Origin of the sequence: Shimia sagamensis (assembly GCF_900182745.1) — a bacterium.
Classification (GTDB): Bacteria; Pseudomonadota; Alphaproteobacteria; order Rhodobacterales; family Rhodobacteraceae; genus Shimia; species Shimia sagamensis.
Window position 1 is genome coordinate 30,390 of record NZ_FXTY01000013.1, and the last position, 17,719, is coordinate 48,108.

A 17,719-nucleotide genomic window follows, 5' to 3' on the forward strand; every position below is an offset into this window, starting at 1 on the left:
TTCGCCTGAGCCGAAGGCTCGGGCAGCGCCCGTCCCGCCCCATGGGCGGGCGCTTCACGCCCACCCCGTGACGAACGCCGCCCTTTGGATTTACTATGACCAACCTCTCCACGCCTAAACCAGACGGCCTCGCCGCCTACATCACCGTCACTGCCGCTTACTGGGCTTTCATGCTCACCGACGGGGCACTGCGTATGTTGGTGTTGTTGCATTTCAACGGCTTGGGTTTCTCGCCCATCCAGCTGGCCTATCTGTTCCTGCTCTATGAGGTCATGGGCATTGTCACCAACCTCTCCGCAGGCTGGATTGCCGCCCGCTTTGGTCTGACGTCGACGCTCTACGCAGGCCTCACCATTCAAATTGTGGCCCTGATTGCCTTGGCACAGCTCGATCCTGCTTGGGGCGTGACCGCCTCGGTGATTTTTGTGATGTGTGTGCAGGGTGCCTCAGGCGTGGCCAAAGACCTCTCGAAGATGTCGTCAAAATCCGCCGTGAAACTGCTCGCCCCCAAAGAGGGCGGCGGGCTGTTCCGCTGGGTGGCCCTTCTGACCGGCTCCAAGAACGCAGTCAAAGGCTGCGGCTTCTTCCTGGGCGCCGCGCTGCTCGCAATCTGGGGCTTCCAGGCCTCCGTCTGGGGCATGGCGATCATCCTCGCGGTGATCCTTGTCGGTGTCGTAACGTTTATGCCCGTTGGCCTGCCGCAAGGCTCCAAAAAGGCGAAGTTCTCTCAGGTCTTCTCTAAAGACAAAAACGTCAACCGGCTCTCACTGGCCCGCATGTTCCTTTTTGGCGCGCGCGATGTCTGGTTTGTGGTTGGCATCCCGGTTTACTTCAACGCCGTGCTGTCTGACGGCACCGCAGAAGGCCGCCGCGAGGCTTTCTTTACCATCGGCATCTTTATGGCGGTGTGGATCATTCTTTACGGCATTGTACAAGGCAACGCGCCACGTATTCTGAAAGCCGTCAACGCCACCACGGGCGAAGTTGTGCAAAAAGCCATCAATTGGGTTGGCTACCTGACCCTGATCCCGCTGGTGCTCACCACCGCCGTCGTGCTGCTTGACACGTCCAATGCCCTCACTGTCCTCCTAATCGCAGGCCTGTTGATTTTTGGCTTTGTCTTCGCGGTGAACTCCGCCGTGCACAGCTACCTGATCCTCGCGTTTGCCTCTGATGAGCGCGTGACCATGGATGTGGGGTTTTACTACATGTCCAATGCCGCAGGCCGCCTGTTAGGCACGTTGCTCTCCGGCGTCAGCTATCAGATCGGCGGCCTGTGGCTCTGTCTCTTCACCGCCGCCGTGATGTCCGCGCTCAGTTGGCTGGCCGCAAGACGGTTGGGGCAGGGCTAACCCTGCCTCACACCGGCTCCGCGTCTGGATGCAGCGCGTCGTTCAACCACTGCAACTCATCCGGCAAAACCAACCGGTTGACGGTGACCGAAGGCGCTTTTTCCAAGCTGCGCGCCGCGGCCCGCGCCGCCTCAAGCCCCGCCATGTCGCCAACCTTCTCACAGGCCAACGCCTTGAGCAGCTGCAGCCCGCGATCCATCGGGCTCAAGTCCGACGCCTCAAGCGCGGCCACATGTGCCGCCTCAGCCTCACCAGCGCCCAACAGAATCCGCGCGTTGAAACACAGTCGATTCACACGGAACGGATCACCGCTGCCCATTTCCTCATAGGCGGTCAACGCCTCCAGCGCGCCATCATAATCCCCTTCCAAAAACGCCTTCTGCGCAATCAGATCCACAACCCCAATGAAGTTGGGATTGATCTCGCGCGACCGCGCAATATCCGATGCAGCCCCGGCCAAATCGCGTTTCACCTTCAGGCGATACGCCCCGCGTGCCCAGAACACAAAGTCACTGGTGGAACACTCCGCCACCGCCACATCCAGATCCCGACCCAGCTGCTCCAGAACCTCCGGTGTCTCGTTGGTGAACATCACCCCGCCAAGGTTCAACCGGCTCTGCGCCCGCATCGCCAGCGACATGCCATCCCCGGGGCTAAGCAACACAGCGCGGTCCAGCGCAGCCAGCCCGTCTTCCCAACTTGGGATGGTCTGTTTGAAGAACTTTGACGCTGCCCGGGCGCGCAACTCGGACACGCTCAGCTGATTGAGGCTCAGATGCGCGAGCCGATCGCCATCGCGTTGAATGGTCTGCAGGCGCACGTCGCCTTCAAGCCGGGGCATGATGTCATCGACAAAGGCAAACGGGTCACTTGGATCACCCTCATATGTGCCGGTCCACAGCGTCTGCATCTCTTCGCGCAAAATGAGGCTCATGGTGAAGCGCGCGCGTTTTCCTGCCACCCGCAACCGTCCCCGGATCAAGTAGTCCGGCGGTGTGTTTTCCAAGTTATCCGCATCCACCGTGGTCACACCCGTGCGTTTCAGCGACAGCTGCACCAGCCCGTCATGCAAATCATCGGCAATTGCCGCGCTTTCCGGGGTCTCCGGTGCCGCCACAAACGTCTCAAACCCCACCGACGGCAAGGTGCCTTTGTCCGGCGCAGTGGTCAGGTTGGCAGGCCGCCATTGATAGAGCCGGATTGGCTTGGCAATGTTTTTGAGGTTGAACATGCCGACATCTTTGAGCTCGTCCTGACGCTCTTCGGACAAGGCGCGAAATAGATCTTCGGAGAACATCGCCCCGCCGGGAGGCGCTTCGGTTTCGATCCGCTGGGCAATGTTCACGCCATTGCCGTAGAAATCCGCCTCATCTTCAACAATCTCGCCAATGTGACAGCCAATGCGCAGCTTGATCACATCATGCTCCACCAGACTGCTCTGCACCTCTTCGGCACAATCCAGTGCTTCCTCGACACTTGGAAACGACAGAATCCAGCCGTCGCCCATTCGTTTGAGCACCTCGCCGCCATGATTGGCCGCAACAGGTTCCAGATGTTTCTTGCGCAACGCTTGCACGCTTGCCACCGCAAGCGCCTCGTCTTCGCCCATCAGGGCCGAATACCCTACCAAGTCCGCACACATCAAAGTGGTCAATCGCCGGCGCATAAATGTCTTCCCTGACAATAAAAGGGGCGCGTGTTGTTGATCCCGCGCGTGCCCCAACCCTGGCCCAGAATCTTGGGTCAGAGAAGCGCGTTATCAAGGGGGATGCGCGGAAAAACCGTGCAGCCGTGCACAACAGAAGTGCGCGGGACGGCGTCTTTAGAGGCAGAGGGGAGCAAAGGCCAGCGGTTTTGTGGTCACATGTTTGTGGGGGGGCGGGTGCGATTTTTCAACGTTCCAACAGATGCTACGCTTGGTGTGAGCGGATGGACTGGTGCCAGCGGAAAGCCGCCCTCGGGTTCGGGTGCGACCCTTTGTTCCGGCCAACGACACCTGAAGCCATACAGCTCGGCACCGCCGAGCCGCGCCCGACCCTCCCCCCAGGAGGGCGCTTTGCACCCACCTAGGGTCAGGCGCTGCTCTCTCGATCTTCACTCAAACGTTGATACTGGATGGCAGCGGCGGCTGAGCCGGCGGGGTAGTTGCCGCGTTAACGCGCAACAACTCTTCCACGTAGTTGCGGAAGTTTTCCAAAGTCATATCGCTTGGAGCCACGCCAAAGAAATAGCCCACACTCACAGCCGCGCCGCTCCAGAACAACGGGCTGCCAATCGTTTTGCCAAAAGACTTCGCGGCCTCTTGGGAAATGACCCCTTTCAATTCCTTGCTTTTGGCAACGGCCAATTCCTTTTCCAACGCGGCCACACGTGCATGCAGCTTGGAAATCTCATCGGTGAGTTGGTTTTCCTTCTGGTTTTTGCTGGTTCGGCTTCCGATCACACGCGCAATAGCTTTGAAGTGCTGCGGCAACGCTTCAAGGTGTTTCAAATCCTCCGGCAGGCAATTCGCGGGAGCCCCCCTTAAGTAATCTGAAATCGTCCGCTCAATCGTTTCAGCACTATTGAGGGCGGTAGCCTCCGAGAGCACCGGATTTTTTAGAAGGTGCTCAACGTGCTTTCTCAAGACGTTCTCTTCTAGTGGGGCTGGGCCAGCGAGTTCCTGTTCGATCTCTCGAATGGCTCGCGCCACTGCTTCCGGGCCTTCCTTCCAGAACTTATCGTCAATCAGTACCGCTTGCAATTGCAGGTCCCAATCCATGGGGGTGCCCTCAAACATGCTGCGGTACCACTTCTCCCAAAACACCCAAACCCCTTGTGGATCGTCCCTCGTCTGAAAACGTTCCCAGCCTGCCAAAAGAGCGGACTCCGGTGTGTGATCCAGCCAAAGTGGTGCGCTAAAAGTCTCAAACAATTCACCTGCCCGGAGGGTCTCGCCATCGGAGAGGGCTGCGGAGAAGGACCGATCGGAGACTGACCGAGTAGAGATGGCGGCGGAGCAGGCGGCGTGGGCGGCGGTAGTATTGGCAGTGTCGGACCGAATGGAAACCGCGGCGGAGCGGGCCGAGTGGGCGGCGGAGTTGCAGGCTGAGGCGGTGGCTTTCGAAAGGGCGGAGTGGGAGTTGGCGAAGGAAGCGGAGTGGGAGGCTGAGAGTGCCGCCACTCTTACATTGTTCACATTTACGGGTGAGCAAGTGCTTGTTACCCCAGATGTGAGAGTCGCACGTAGGCAAGCCAAAAGGAACTGGCCCCCGGCTTTACCCCTGAAGGTTTGATCCACAAGCGCCATCGCCGCCGGCAAAGACCGTAACGCTGAACGCGCAGCAAAGGCTTGGCTCACTCGCAAATCCTGAGTCTTCAGCCACTCTTCAAGCTCCCCAAAACTCTCAATCTTCACCTCATCAACCACCCAAAAACCCCGCATTAACCCAAATAACCCGCCCCGCACCCTACAGCGCTGCTTGACCAATACAAGATTCCCCCTCATATCCCGCATCATGAGCACAGATCTGTCCAAAATCCGCAATTTCTCCATTGTCGCCCATATCGACCATGGCAAATCCACCCTCGCTGACCGCCTCATCCAAGAGACGGGCACGGTGCAGGACCGCGATATGAAGGAACAGCTGCTCGACAGCATGGACATCGAGCGCGAGCGTGGCATCACCATCAAAGCCAACACCGTGCGCATCGACTACAAGGCTGACGACGGTGAGACCTATGTGCTCAACCTCATCGACACCCCCGGTCATGTTGACTTTGCCTACGAGGTCTCCCGCTCCATGCGTGCGGTCGAAGGCTCGCTTCTGGTGGTGGACAGCTCCCAAGGGGTTGAGGCGCAAACCCTGGCCAATGTCTATCACGCCATGGAGGCCGATCATGAGATCGTGCCGGTACTCAACAAAATCGACCTGCCCGCGTCTGATTGTGACCGCGTTGCCGAACAGATTGAAGACGTGATTGGCATCGAGGCCACCGGCGCCATTCAGGTCTCGGCCAAAACCGGTCAGGGCATCCACGAAACGCTGGAATCCATTGTCAAAGACCTGCCCGCCCCCACAGGCACGCTCGACGCGCCTCTGAAAGCCATGTTGGTGGACAGCTGGTATGATGCTTATCTCGGCGTGATTGTGCTTGTGCGCATCATGGACGGCACCCTGAAAAAGGGCCAGCGCGTCAAGTTCATGTCCAACAACACCCTGCATTCCGTGGACCGCGTTGGCGTGTTCCGCCCGGAGATGGAGATGGTCGACAGCCTCGGCCCAGGTGAGATCGGCTTCCTCACCGCCTCGATCAAGCAAGTGCGTGACACCCGCGTGGGCGACACCATCACCAATGACCGCAACGGCACCGAAGTTGCGCTGGACGGCTTTAAACCTGCGCAGCCGGTGGTGTTCTGTGGTCTGTTCCCAGTCGACAGCGCCGAATTCGAAGACCTGCGTGACGCCATCGACAAGCTGGCCCTGAACGACGCGTCGTTCTCCTTCGAAATGGAAACCTCCGCCGCGCTGGGCTTTGGCTTCCGCTGCGGCTTCCTGGGCCTTCTGCACCTCGAAGTCATCCGCGACCGGATCGAGCGTGAGTACAACATCGAGCTCATCACCACCGCGCCCTCGGTGATTTATCACGTCTACATGAAGGGCAAGGACAACACCGTTGGCGAGATGATCGAGCTGCACAACCCGGCTGACATGCCCGACATGTCCAAGGTAGATCACCTCGAAGAACCCCGCATCAAGGCCACCATCCTTGTGCCGGACGACTATCTCGGCGACGTGCTGAAACTCTGCCAAGACCGCCGCGGCATTCAGCTTGATCTGACCTACGCCGGCTCCCGCGCGATGGCGGTCTATGACCTGCCGCTCAACGAGGTGGTGTTTGACTTCTACGACCGTCTGAAATCCGTGACCAAAGGCTATGCCTCCTTTGACTATCAGATGGAGGGTTACCGCGAGGACAACCTTGTGAAGATGTCGGTGCTGGTCAACGACGAGCCGGTCGACGCGCTCTCCATGATGGTGCACCGCGACCGCGCAGAACAGCGTGGCCGGGCGATGTGTGAAAAGCTCAAAACCCTGATCCCGCGCCACATGTTCAAGATCCCGATCCAAGCGGCCATCGGCGGCAAAGTCATCGCGCGTGAGACGCTGTCTGCCCTGCGTAAAGACGTGACGGCCAAGTGTTACGGCGGCGACGCCTCGCGGAAACGCAAGCTGCTGGATAAGCAGAAAGCCGGTAAGAAAAAGATGCGCCAGTTTGGCCGGGTCGACATCCCGCAAGAGGCATTTATTAGCGCGCTCAAAATGGACGACTAGTCCATTGTCGAGCGCGAGTGCGCGGAAGCGAACGGCGAAGCCTTCGCGGGCGCACCCCGTTCTTTACGGCGCGAAACGCCGGTCCCAATTCCCCAAGGCCGCTCAATCAAGCGGCCATTACTTTGTATTTATCCCGAAAATCTGAATCACCAAGATTTGACCCGTACTTAGGTCGGCAAGACCGACCTGCCCCCGACCCACCCCACGGGAGTGGGCTTCACCCCCACCCAGGGTCGTGGGCTGATCTTGGTGCTGAGTGATGTGCGTTTCAAGTATGGCTGAAATCTTTCTGGAAACAACGTTTGCCGCCACCCCAAGGATCGCGCCCGACCCCGAGGGCGGCTGTCCACTTGGCACATCCCTGTCCACACATCCCCCCACGTCCCGTTTGGTGCAGGCGTTGCAAAATCGCACCCGCCCTGTGGGGCGGGGTCGGGCGCGATCCGGATCAGAGATCCGGGGAGGTTATTACTTGCCCTCAGAAAGATGCTCGGGTTGACTGAGGGAAATGCCTTTGCAATCTTCGCGGTATTCGTGGAGAAGATTATGAAAAAAGAACACCGATTTGATTTGTTTCGTTTGAGTCTGCGGCAACGCAAACAGATCGACATTTTGGACGCACTCGAACCGAAGTCACGAGAAGAGTGGATTCTGGCCCTCTTCTCACGAGAAACACGGTTTAGGCACCATGGCACCGATTTTGTTTACGTCGCGCTCGACCCAAAAGGCACATATCCCTACATTGTTGGCAAAATCGGGAGAGAGGTTTCTGAAATTGAAAACACGCCTCCTGAGGATGGATATCGGGAAGTAATCCACGATGCGTGGAAGGCTGCTGTTGTAGTGGTTGATCCTAGAGAGCATGGTGATGGTCAAAAACTGGCAATCCAATACCATCAAGATGTAGGAACCCCATCTACGCTGGCTCCAAGGCTACTTCAGGCCATGGAAGAGCAACAGGATTGGCGGCCATATTTGAGCAGCGTTCATCCGATCACAAATACTGAGGCCTTCTGGGACTTTGTCAGGCGAAATAAGGGCAAAGTTACTTACATCCGCTTTGAACTGGAAGTCCCTAACATGTTTGGAGGGGATGACGAGTATGACAAGGAGATGCAGGCCTATCGAGACGAGGAAAACGCTCAGAAAATTGCCATTGAAGTAAAGAACCCAGACGGGGTTGATGCGGAAACAGAACGAGTGCGTTTCACTGCAGAAAAAGCAATGGGTCAGGGCACTGGCAACGTAAAAGCGCGAGCCGTAGGTAAGAGAAATAACTTTTCCTCGCAAAATCAGCAGGAAAGCGCTAGAATTCCGGTAGAAACAAATCGAAGCCAGCGACCGTTGATTGAACGGGCTGCGGAAATCGCCGATAGGATTCTTGGGCGTGACAAAGATTGACTCAAGAATGGTGTTCTTTCTTTCCTGCTGCTTTTTAGTGGCAGGATCAGTTTATGAACCTAGAATTCTCGGTGATGAGAACTCCTTTTTGGAACAATTCGTGAACCATGAGTTTTTGAACTTCATGGGAGTCATTGTCACAATCACTCTTGCGTCTACGGCAAATATTCACATGGAGCTTCGTCGGAAAGAGGCCAAGGCGAAAAAAGACTTCTTATCTGGCACTAGAAACGCAGTAAAAAAGTCGGCATATTCTCTGGTCTGGGCATTATTTTTGTCACTTATTCTAGTTGTAGGCAAACCTTTGCTCCCAGATACGCACACATGGATGGCAATCGCGAACAGTATTGCGTTGAGCATTATCCTGTGGGGGATATTGGTTATCTGGGACATCACCAAACTGTCATTTAAGCTCTAGGCTTTTCGCGGGCAGTATATGTTTCACTTAGCGCCCCCCCCCAAGCCTGAATTGATCCACCGGATCAATCTGGGCAGCGCCCGACCCTCTCCACGGGAGGGCGCTTTCAGCCCCCACCCAGGGTCAGGCGCTCCCCTCTGTTGCGAGCTGCAACCTCCGCAGATAAGTGCGTGTTTCCGCTGGGCTCCGCCCGTTCGCGGCTGAAACGGTCCACTGGACCGTTTCCAAGACGCCGCTCACCGCCACAAAATTCCATCCTTCCACAAATCAGCCAAAACCTTCATCTTTCCCAACCCATCCCCAGCTTATCCACAGGAAATCCCCAAGCTTCCCCAAAGCCTTACCCCCAGCACCTTTCATAAAATCATCACTTTTTTCTTGCCCGACTCGATCCGTTTGACCCACCATTAACCCAACGCAAGGGATCGCAAGATCCGGCGCGGGACGCTGAGGTCTTCCGGAGTTGGGCATATGCCCGCCAGTGGCCGGAGCGGGGAAGGGCCGGCCTGCCGGAACAGACCTCGCAAGGCGCGTTTGATGCCTCTATTGAGGCCCACCACAACGCGTCGTCCACGCTGGAACTATCAACGGATCGCTGGCCGAAATGCCTGTGAGATCAGGCCGCCCTCATCCTACGGCGGCGGGTTTGACTGGGCAGGAAGGCGGCACACGCCTGAGCGGTGGCCGATGGGAAGAAGGGACAACACCACGCGGACGGATCGCACACCCAGTGCGCCTCACCTGCAGGGTGCTTTGAACATCGGTTTGGGGGGAGGTGATTGTCCTCTTGCCTTAAGCGGGCTCCTTATGGGCCGCGTTTGTGGGGGCAGGGCAAGCAGATCCCGCTGCACTGGCCCGGATGGGATGGGCCCCGTTTGGGGCACATCTAGGCCTCAAAAAGAGGCCGCGCAAAAGGGACAGCGCGAAACGAATGCGCAGGAGGGGCAGGGCAACTTGTCTTGAAAGCACATTCAAAACGAAGGCGTCAGGTCGTGGGCATGGGTCGTGTTTTGACCCGCTGCCGTCCATCACCTGGCGCCTTCTTTCTTTTCCGGTTTCTTTTCACGGATGCGCGATGCCCCCTTAACAGGTGCCCCCGCTATGCCTACCCTCTGTGGAAACACACCAGAGGAGTGCCCCATGTCCATTACCGCCGCTGATCTTGTGCAAGCTGCACACGCCGTTGTTCCCAAAATCTCCACGGCTGACGCGCAGGCCAAAGTGGCCGCCGGTGCGTTGCTGTTGGATGTGCGCGACGCGCCGGAGTTGGCCGCCAATGGTCGCGCGGAGGGCAGCCACCATATCCCGCGTGGCATGTTGGAGTTCCGCGCTGATCCCGCCACGCCGTTCCATGACCCGGAGCTGCAATTTGACCGGCCGGTGATCCTGCACTGTGCCTCCGGTGGCCGGGCGGCGTTGGCGGGCAAGCTGCTCAAGGATATGGGCTATGCCGAGGTCCATAATCTCGGTGGTTTCAAAGACTGGGTAGAGGGCGGCGGCGCGGTGATTGAGCCGGTGGACCCCGGCATGTAGGTTGACGTAAACGTCAATTTTTGCACCTCCGCGATACAGTCGCAATACAGACGCGATACCGACGTGCCATTTGGCGCCGAAGTTCCGTCTGGAAACTTTTGTATTTGCCACTTACACTTACCACACCTGCCGTATTTTGGCGGGTGTATTGGATAAAGACTTTGACGACTGGAAGGACGCCGATGAGCACCGATCGCGACACGCTGACCCGAGAATTGATGGAGATGGTTGCGCAGGAAGGCATGGTTGAACCCTCTGAAATCACACCACAAAAGAAGCTTGAGGAGCTGGACATCCAGTCGGCGGACTTTGTGATGATCCTGATGGCGATTGAGGAAAAATACGGCGCGTATGTCTCGGTGGACAATGAGCTGACCGACGTGGTGACCGTGCAAGACCTGCTGGATCTCGCCATCTCCAAAATCGAAGAACACCAGGCCGCCGAGGCGTGAGCCGCGTTGTTGTCACCGGCCAAGGCGCCGTCTCCGCCTGCGGGATTGGGGCCGACGTACTTACCGACGCAACACAGACTGGCGTATCCGGTGTTAAACCTATCCACTTTGCCGATTTAGATGCGCAACGTGTGAAAACCGCTGCACGCCTGTCAGAGGCAGATTTGGCACAAGTTTTGGGGGAGAAACCCCACCGCATGCGCGAACCTGTGGCCGAATACGCGCTCACCGCGGCGCGGGAAGCTGTGGCGCAGGCCGGCCTCACAGAAGCGCATTTTGGCGACGCCTGTGGGGTCTCAATTGGGTCGGGGTTTGGCGGGGGGCAGACGCTCAACATCAATTACCTGAAACTGGGCCGCGAAGGGTCCATGCGGCTTGATCCGATGGCGGTGCCCAAAATCATGAACAACGCGGCCGCCAGCTGGGTCTCCATGGAATTTGGCGCCACCGGACCCGCGCTTTGTTTGGCCACCGCCTGCTCTTCGGGCAGTCAGTCAATTGGCATGGGCTATCAAATGATTGCTTCTGGTCAGGTTGACCGCTGCCTCGCGGGCGGTTCGGAGGCTTGTTTGGAAAGCGGCGTTTTCCGGGTCTGGGAGCTTTTGCGGGTGATGACGGCGGATGTGAACCGCCCGTTTAGCAAAAACCGCAACGGTATGACCCTTGGTGAAGGCGCTGGCATTCTTGTGCTCGAAAGCCTGGAAAGCGCGCAGGAGCGCGGCGCCAACATCCTCTGCGAGCTTGTCGGCTTTGGCACCAACTCGGATGCGGGCGACCTGCTGCGCCCCAATCCAGCCCGTGCCGCCGCCTGTATGCGCATGGCGCTCAAATCCGCGACCCTGTCGCCGGATGACATTGGCTATGTGAATGCCCACGGCACCGGCACCGTGGCAAATGACGTGAACGAGGTGGCTGCCCTACGTGAGGTGTTTGGCGACGATTTGGCTGGCGTGGACATTTCTTCCACCAAGCCAGTGCACGGCCATGCATTGGGCGCTGCGGGTGCGTTGGAAATGATTGTGGCGATCGGCGCGTTGCGGCGACAGTCAGTGCCGCCGACAATCAACTTCACAGAAATGGACCCAAAGATTGGTATTGATCCTGTGGCTAATGTGGCCAAAGCCAAACCGTTGAAAGCGGTGATGTCCAACTCGCTGGCCTTTGGCGGTATCAATGCCACCTTGATTGCCAAAGCCTATGACCAAGGCTGACACAACTCGGGCCAAAACCACCTTGCAGGCCGGTGTTTCAAAAGCGGACGTAGACGCTTTGCAAGTCTTGCTCTCCGAACTTTTGAACCATCCGGCTTCAACCTCCCTGCTGATTGTGCGTGCGGCCTTCCTTTTGGGTGACCCTGCGTTGATGGATCTGCGGCACCGTTTTATCGCGCCAAACGGCACATATGCCGTTCAAGAAACCCAACGGTTCACGGCGCTTGCGGATCATGCTCTGACGACCGGCACGCAAGTTGGCCTATCCAGTGAAAGTGACGGGCCCGTTGCGCGCCACACGTGTCAACTGCTGGGCACTGACGCCACTATGGAAACCCGCGTGCGTTTTCTTATGCCAGACACAATCCGTGCTTTGGCGGCACCGAAACTGCATCCACGCATGGTGGGCGAGGGGGCGCAAACGCTGCTCTCTGCAAGCCTCACGGCCACGGTAATCGCGCGCTACACCGCTCTGGCCCACGATCCCAACCCTTTGCACAGCAACCCAGAGGTTGCGCAGGCAGCGGGGTTTGGTGATGTGATTGCCCCAGGCATGTTGCTTTGCGCTTTGGCGGAGGCTGGCTTTCGTCACATATCTCCGGGCCCGAAAATCCAAGACCTGCGCGCACGGTTCCTCTCTCCAGCTTTGGTGAATGCACCGGTTCAGGTGGTCGTGACGGCGCAAGCAGGCGCAAAATCGCGGGTGTTTGTGGTAAGTGACGCGCAAGACATCCACGCCATCGTGGATGTTTTTGTAGGTGGCTAAGTACTGGGTGGTCTACCACCACGGCGTAAACCTCAGCATATGTGACGCGAGGGTTTGGGAGATACCTATTGGAATCTCAGAATTCTTGTCTGTCCAGACTTCCGAGGTGATCTGAACAGGGCCTGAATGGAGACTTTTGGAGAAAATAGCCTGCCGTACGTAGCGTTTTGCTCCGACTATTATCTCCGACTTGAGGCCAGGGTGGGCATGGCCGCGAACGCGGAAAGGTGTAGTTCTAACACATCGTCCTGAAGCGGAGATAATCAGATCCGCACAATACCGTTTGAACCGATCTCGGTAGGTATTGGAGTGTTCAAGCAAATCAGCGGTCGGGAGGGGGGTTACGCTCAGGAACGCTTCCACCTCGGTCTCGCAGGTCAGGCACTTGTAGTGGAGCTGGCGGTCTATTTGTTGAACCTCCCAGCCTTGATCGACCAAACGCTGAATGACGTCCGGAAGGTCGGTAAATGTGTAGAAGGCCTCTAGTTCTTCTTCCGCCAAAGCCAAGGGTGCCCACGTCCAGCTTGCCATGGCAATCAGAAAAACCTTGAGCGCGGTTCTGGATTGCCGTGTCAAGCTTCCGCTTACTGACAAGCAAACAGAGCCCAGATCATCACCAGATAGGTCAACTGATGCAGTGCCTGATCGGTGCCCATGGCATACCAGTAGAGCGGCTGGTCGGGGCGCAATTCACGATCGACAGAATAGCGCGCTTTGGCCCAGTCGATGTGGAAGTGTACTATGAACTCAATCAGCACCATCCAGAAGATCAGCATCGGGCTTGTGCCAAACAGTGCCAAAACCACAACAGAAAACGCCGCATGGATACCCGCATGCTGGGTACGCCCCATGTGCCAGTATTTTTCACGGCCCATGATCATCTTGGCGTTCTGCAGGAAAAAATCCGCCACCAAGTGTTTGATCTGAAATGCCGCGACCAGCAACAACACTGTCGTGATCTGGTCCATAGACCTCCGCCCCATCCTAAGTTCTGAAAAGAGACTAGCTGGAGAATCAGGGAACAGCAAACCCCTGTTTTCACTCTCTCAAACTTCCGGTAAGAATCCGTTTGAACAGGCCCCACCTCCATTGGTAGCCTTTGCCAAATGGGACGGCACGGTGCCCGTGCTGCAAACCGGGAGTAGACGGTATAGAACGCTCATTATTTGCCTTCATCTGGAAGTACTCAAAACCTGACCAGATGGCGCTACTGGCGCTTACTGTGTGCCTTTTCCCGCTACAGTTCCTGACGCTGGAGCTGCCCAAGCGCATCATCAATGACGCGATTGACGCGGATACCTCTTATATTGATGTGTACAATTGGGAAATGTCGCAGGAAAATTACCTGATCATGCTCAGCTTCTTGTTTCTTCTGGCGGTGCTGGTGCATGGGCTGATGAAGATGCGTATCAATACCATGAAAGGTGTGTTGTCCGAGCGCATGTTGCGGCGCTATCGCTTTACCCTAATTTCGCGCATCACCCGATTCCCGCAACCTTACCTGCGCCGCACCTCGCAAGGCGAGATGGTCAGTATGGTGACAGCTGAGGCCGAGCCGCTGGGCGGTATGATGGGGGATGCGATCAGCCTGCCTGTCATGCAAGCCGGACAGATGCTCACCATTTTGGCCTTCTTGTTTTTGCAAAACGTCTGGTTTGGTCTGGCCGCCATTGCGCTGATCCCCCTGCAAGCCTGGATCATTCCCAAACTGCAGCGTCAGATCAACCTGTTGAACAAAGACCGCATTGTGCAGGTCCGCCACCTTGCGGCAGAGATTGGCGAAACCGCTACCGGCACGCCAGAGCTGCGCGGCAACGGTGGCTGGCGCTATCGCCTGTCGCAAATCACCCGCCGTCTGGGCACGCTTTTTCTGATCCGCTTGTCTATCTACAAGAAAAAGTTCTTCATGAAGTTCCTCAACAACTTCATCACACAGCTTACGCCGTTTTTCTTCTACCTTGTTGGCGGCCTTCTGGTGATCCGCGGTCAGGTCACGCTTGGCGCGTTGGTGGCGGCCCTTGCAGCTTACAAAGATCTGTCCTCCCCGTGGAAAGAGCTGTTGAACTATTACAACCGTGTGGCGGACCTGTCCCTGCGCTGGCACCTGATCGGCGACCGTTTTGGTCCGTCGGGTATGGTGGACAAAGAGTTGATTGAGAATGAGCCGGACGAGATCCCACGTCTCACCGGCGACATCGTTCTCAAAGACGTCTTTGTGCGCGACCATGATGGTGACAGCGTGCTGGAAAACATCTCTGCCACAGTACGCCAGGGGGCAGTGATTGGTATCCGATCTCAAGATGCCGAAGAGCGCCGTGCGGTCGCCGAACTGTTCACCCGCGAAATCACCCCGCTGAGCGGCGCGTTGGAAATTGGCGGTGTGAAACTCAATGATCTGCACCAACGGGTCATAGCCACCCGCATCGGCTACGCCGACCCGTCGCCTTATGTGTTTGAAGGCACCTTTGGCGACAACGTGTTGATGCCGCTAAAGCAGAAGCCGATTACGGACCGCCCTGATCCAATGGGTGAGTCCGAAGAGAAAAAGCGGGCCTACGAATCCAAACGCACAGGCAACAGCCTTGATCGGCTCTATTCCGACTGGGTAGACCCTTCTCTTGGGGACTTGGCCAACGAAGATGCCGTGCACGCGTGGTGGATCGCGGTGATGGACGCCACCGGTGCGGGCAATGCCCTGTTCCGCAAAGGCCTCGATCAGCCGTTTGTCGAAAGTGATCACGCGGAATTGGCGCAAACCCTTGTCGATCTGAGGCCGCAAATCCGCGAGGCACTGGACAAGGCCGGCCTGACCAAATCTTACTTCCGCTTTGATCGGGAACAATACAACCCGGCGCTGCCTGTGGCCGCCAACCTGTTCTTTGCCACCCCACGCCAGATGATCACCGATGGCCGTGAACAACGCATCGCCGAGTTCCTCAAGCTGCTGCAAGAGCTTGGCATTGAGGAAAGCATCCTGCGCATGAGCCGCGAAGTTGTGGAGATGTTGAACCAGACATTTGGTGTGGATGGCACCGACCACCCCTTGTTCCAACAGCTTGGCTTTGATCCGGATGACTTCACCCGCAACGTCGAACTCTTTGCCAAAAGCCGGGACGTGCGTCTTGGCAACATGGCGCAGGAAGAGCTGGAACAAATGTTGTCGCTGCCGCTGCTGGTCTCCGCCGAACGCATTGGGGCGGGCTTTAGTGATGAGCTCAAACAGACTATTCTGGAACTGCGCCACGTTGAGGCGCAAAAGCTTTCTGAATGGACGGCGGTGTATTTTGCGCCTTTGCGCGAAGATCGATATGCCCCCGGCCTCACGGTTCTGGAAAACGCCATCTTTGGCAAGCTTGCCGCGTCCGCAGGACCACGTGCAGAGCAAATCCGCGATATTGTGGCCCAAACCCTGGCGGAAGCGGGCATGAAGCAAGAGGTGGCTGAGCTGCTGTTTGCCGTGCCAACCGGCATCGGCGGTGCGGGTCTGCCTGCAGCATTTTCAGAACCGCTCGCGATCAGCCGGGCGGCGATCAAAAAGCCGGATGTGATGATCCTCAACCGTTGCTTGGCCAATTATGAGGAAGGCCAAGCCGCCGAAACCATCGCCAATCTGCGCGCGTTGTTGCCCAACACCACGTTCCTCTTTCTCGAAGAGGAATTTGAGGATGTCGACACCTTTGATATGGTTCTGGAACTAGAGCATGGCCGCTTAAAAGACAGCGGTGTGGCGGCCGTCGACGATACGGATAACGCAGCCAGCGCTGACCTGCGCCGCAAAATGCGTGCCTTGGCCTCCGCAGATATGTTCAACGGTCTGTCGCGTCGCCAAATGCGCCTACTGGCCTTTGGTGCGCAATGGCATAGTGCGCCCGCGGGTGAGTATGTCTTCCATATGGGGGATGACCCATCGGATGGCGCTTATCTGATCCTCGAAGGGGAAGCCGGTTTGGGCTACAGCACGCCGGACGGTGAGTCCCATGTGGTGGCCGAAGCGGGGGCGGGGACCCTGGTTGGTGAGCTGGCTTTGCTGCGCAAAGAGAAACGTGCGCTCGACATGTATGCCAAGACTGATCTGGAAATGCTGCGTTTGGGCGAAAGTGAGTTTATGGCCGTGGTGGAAAACGACGCCTCAACGGCCTTCCGCATTCTACAAGCGGTGTCAGGCTACGTGGGGGCGCCCAAGCAGAGCAATGACAACAAAGATGACGCCTGATCGATAAGACCAGGCGCACTGGCTGTTCTTGAACCGTTGGCTGACATGTCGCATGGGTACGACACATAGCCTAACTGAGGCGTCGTTCCAGATACACCAGATAGGGATCAAGCTCCGGCGGGTTGCCGTTTTCGGGATAGCGGGGGATGTAGTCAAACCAAAGCCGCTCATACATCGATAACATGGCGCGAATGCCTTTGACCGTGTCGGCATAGAGCGTGGTGCAGCCCATCTCTCTGGCCGCGTCGATCCGCATCTCAAACAGCTTGCGTCCCAGCCCAAGCCCCTGTGCCTCCGGATGCACAAACATACGCTTCAACTCCGCCGCGTCCGGTCGCACCTTGCGGATGACGCCAGAGCCAATCAATCTGCCGGTCTCGTCGTGCGCCAACAAGGTGCGCCCATGGGGCGGCAAAAGGTCTTCCATATGACACATCGTGTCTTGGGCGAGGTTGGCTGCAGACAGCTGCGGCCCTCCCACATCTGTGAGTTTGGAAGTCATGATGGTGTAATACTCCTGCATCAGAGCCTCAAAAGCCGCCGGGTCGGGCAGAGCGGAGACAAATTCCAGGGTCACAGGCATGGCAGCTCCGATGTGTAAGGTTTGGTCAGGCGCAGTGTAGCGCCGTTTTGTTCTGCCGCCTAACCATCGACCATCCCCATCGCCCGCTGTGTTCACCGTTCTGAAACGGCACCTTTCCTGCCGTATTTGTGCACTGTTGTGATGCTGTCGCGAAACAGACGTATTACCGACGTGTTTTTTGGTGGGATTTGTCTGGTTAAGGCGCGTTTGTTTTTGGTGTTGCGGTGTGAGTCTTTGGTGAGTCTTGCGGTGAGTCTGTGGATAACTGCCTGTGATCGGCGTTTGAGCGCTGTGTTTGTTGGTTTTCTTGTTTTTGTGTGTTGGGGTGTTCTGTTTAGGGTGTTGATATTGTTGAGTTTTTGAGAAAGTTGGTGTGTTTTTGCGGAAAGTTGAAAAAAGCGCTTGCGGCTTTGTTGGTATAACCTTAGAACCCCCTTCACCGGCGGCGCTGAGGCGCACAACGGCGGGACGGACT

Annotated in this window: 15 protein-coding genes; 10 read left to right on the forward strand and 5 right to left on the reverse strand. The window is 57.2% G+C overall.

Annotation, left to right across the window (positions count from 1 at the left end; translation table 11 throughout):
- The first annotated feature begins 95 nt into the window (after positions 1–95).
- Positions 96–1,352, forward strand: coding sequence for an organoarsenical effux MFS transporter ArsJ (gene arsJ, locus QOL67_RS21115; protein ID WP_283427971.1), 1,257 nt, complete (start codon positions 96–98; stop codon positions 1,350–1,352).
- 7 nt (positions 1,353–1,359) lie between these two features.
- On the opposite strand, the gene QOL67_RS21120 is transcribed toward arsJ, so the two are convergent.
- Together QOL67_RS21120 and QOL67_RS21125 are read right to left on the reverse strand one after the other, a co-directional pair.
- Positions 1,360–3,018 carry an adenylate/guanylate cyclase domain-containing protein gene (locus QOL67_RS21120; protein ID WP_283427972.1) on the reverse strand — a complete coding sequence of 553 codons (1,659 nt, stop codon included), beginning with the start codon at positions 3,016–3,018 and terminating at the stop codon, positions 1,360–1,362.
- A 432-nt stretch (positions 3,019–3,450) separates the two neighbouring features.
- Complete coding sequence (locus QOL67_RS21125; protein ID WP_283427973.1) at positions 3,451–4,113, reverse strand: hypothetical protein; 663 nt, start codon at positions 4,111–4,113, stop codon at positions 3,451–3,453.
- A gap of 226 nt (positions 4,114–4,339) precedes the next feature.
- On the opposite strand from QOL67_RS21125, the gene QOL67_RS21130 reads away from it, so the two are divergent.
- The 8 genes from QOL67_RS21130 to QOL67_RS21165 all read left to right on the forward strand — a co-directional run bounded on the left by QOL67_RS21130 (position 4,340) and on the right by QOL67_RS21165 (position 12,448).
- The gene (locus QOL67_RS21130) at positions 4,340–4,627 is read left to right on the forward strand and encodes a hypothetical protein (RefSeq protein ID WP_283427974.1); all 288 of its coding nucleotides are present in this window, start codon (positions 4,340–4,342) and stop codon (positions 4,625–4,627) included.
- Positions 4,628–4,849: 222 nt separating this feature from the next.
- Positions 4,850–6,667 (forward strand): translation elongation factor 4, encoded by a 1,818-nt coding sequence (lepA, locus tag QOL67_RS21135; RefSeq protein WP_283427975.1) that lies wholly within the window; start codon positions 4,850–4,852, stop codon positions 6,665–6,667.
- A 546-nt stretch (positions 6,668–7,213) separates the two neighbouring features.
- Complete coding sequence (locus tag QOL67_RS21140) at positions 7,214–8,068, forward strand: hypothetical protein (protein ID WP_283427976.1); 855 nt, start codon at positions 7,214–7,216, stop codon at positions 8,066–8,068.
- Positions 8,055–8,486: a hypothetical protein gene (locus QOL67_RS21145; RefSeq protein WP_283427977.1), complete on the forward strand. Its 432-nt coding sequence runs from the start codon at positions 8,055–8,057 to the stop codon at positions 8,484–8,486. Before QOL67_RS21140 ends, QOL67_RS21145 begins: the two co-directional genes overlap by 14 nt.
- A 1,140-nt stretch (positions 8,487–9,626) precedes the next feature.
- Positions 9,627–10,019 carry a rhodanese-like domain-containing protein gene (locus tag QOL67_RS21150; protein ID WP_283427978.1) on the forward strand — a complete coding sequence of 131 codons (393 nt, stop codon included), beginning with the start codon at positions 9,627–9,629 and terminating at the stop codon, positions 10,017–10,019.
- Between the two features lie 182 nt (positions 10,020–10,201).
- Positions 10,202–10,471 carry a phosphopantetheine-binding protein gene (locus QOL67_RS21155; RefSeq protein WP_283427979.1) on the forward strand — a complete coding sequence of 90 codons (270 nt, stop codon included), beginning with the start codon at positions 10,202–10,204 and terminating at the stop codon, positions 10,469–10,471.
- A complete protein-coding gene (locus tag QOL67_RS21160; protein ID WP_283427980.1) occupies positions 10,468–11,682 on the forward strand; it encodes a beta-ketoacyl-[acyl-carrier-protein] synthase family protein in 1,215 nt (404 codons plus the stop codon). Before QOL67_RS21155 ends, QOL67_RS21160 begins: the two co-directional genes overlap by 4 nt.
- A complete protein-coding gene (locus tag QOL67_RS21165) occupies positions 11,669–12,448 on the forward strand; it encodes a MaoC family dehydratase (protein WP_283427981.1) in 780 nt (259 codons plus the stop codon). Before QOL67_RS21160 ends, QOL67_RS21165 begins: the two co-directional genes overlap by 14 nt.
- Positions 12,449–13,032: 584 nt before the next feature.
- Here the strand turns inward: QOL67_RS21165 and QOL67_RS21170 are convergent.
- Positions 13,033–13,416: a DUF3307 domain-containing protein gene (locus QOL67_RS21170; RefSeq protein ID WP_283427982.1), complete on the reverse strand. Its 384-nt coding sequence runs from the start codon at positions 13,414–13,416 to the stop codon at positions 13,033–13,035.
- A 233-nt stretch (positions 13,417–13,649) separates the two neighbouring features.
- Between QOL67_RS21170 and QOL67_RS21175 the strand changes: the two genes are divergently transcribed.
- Positions 13,650–16,661, forward strand: a complete 3,012-nt coding sequence (locus QOL67_RS21175; protein ID WP_283427983.1) for a cyclic nucleotide-binding domain-containing protein — start codon at positions 13,650–13,652, stop codon at positions 16,659–16,661.
- A 70-nt stretch (positions 16,662–16,731) separates the two neighbouring features.
- Here QOL67_RS21175 and QOL67_RS21180 read toward each other — a convergent pair whose 3' ends face one another.
- Entirely contained in the window at positions 16,732–17,244 is a 513-nt protein-coding gene (locus QOL67_RS21180) for a GNAT family N-acetyltransferase (RefSeq protein ID WP_283427984.1), read from the reverse strand.
- A gap of 92 nt (positions 17,245–17,336) precedes the next feature.
- A partial coding sequence (locus QOL67_RS21185; protein ID WP_283427985.1) for a hypothetical protein occupies positions 17,337–17,719 on the reverse strand: 383 nt, incomplete at its 5' end.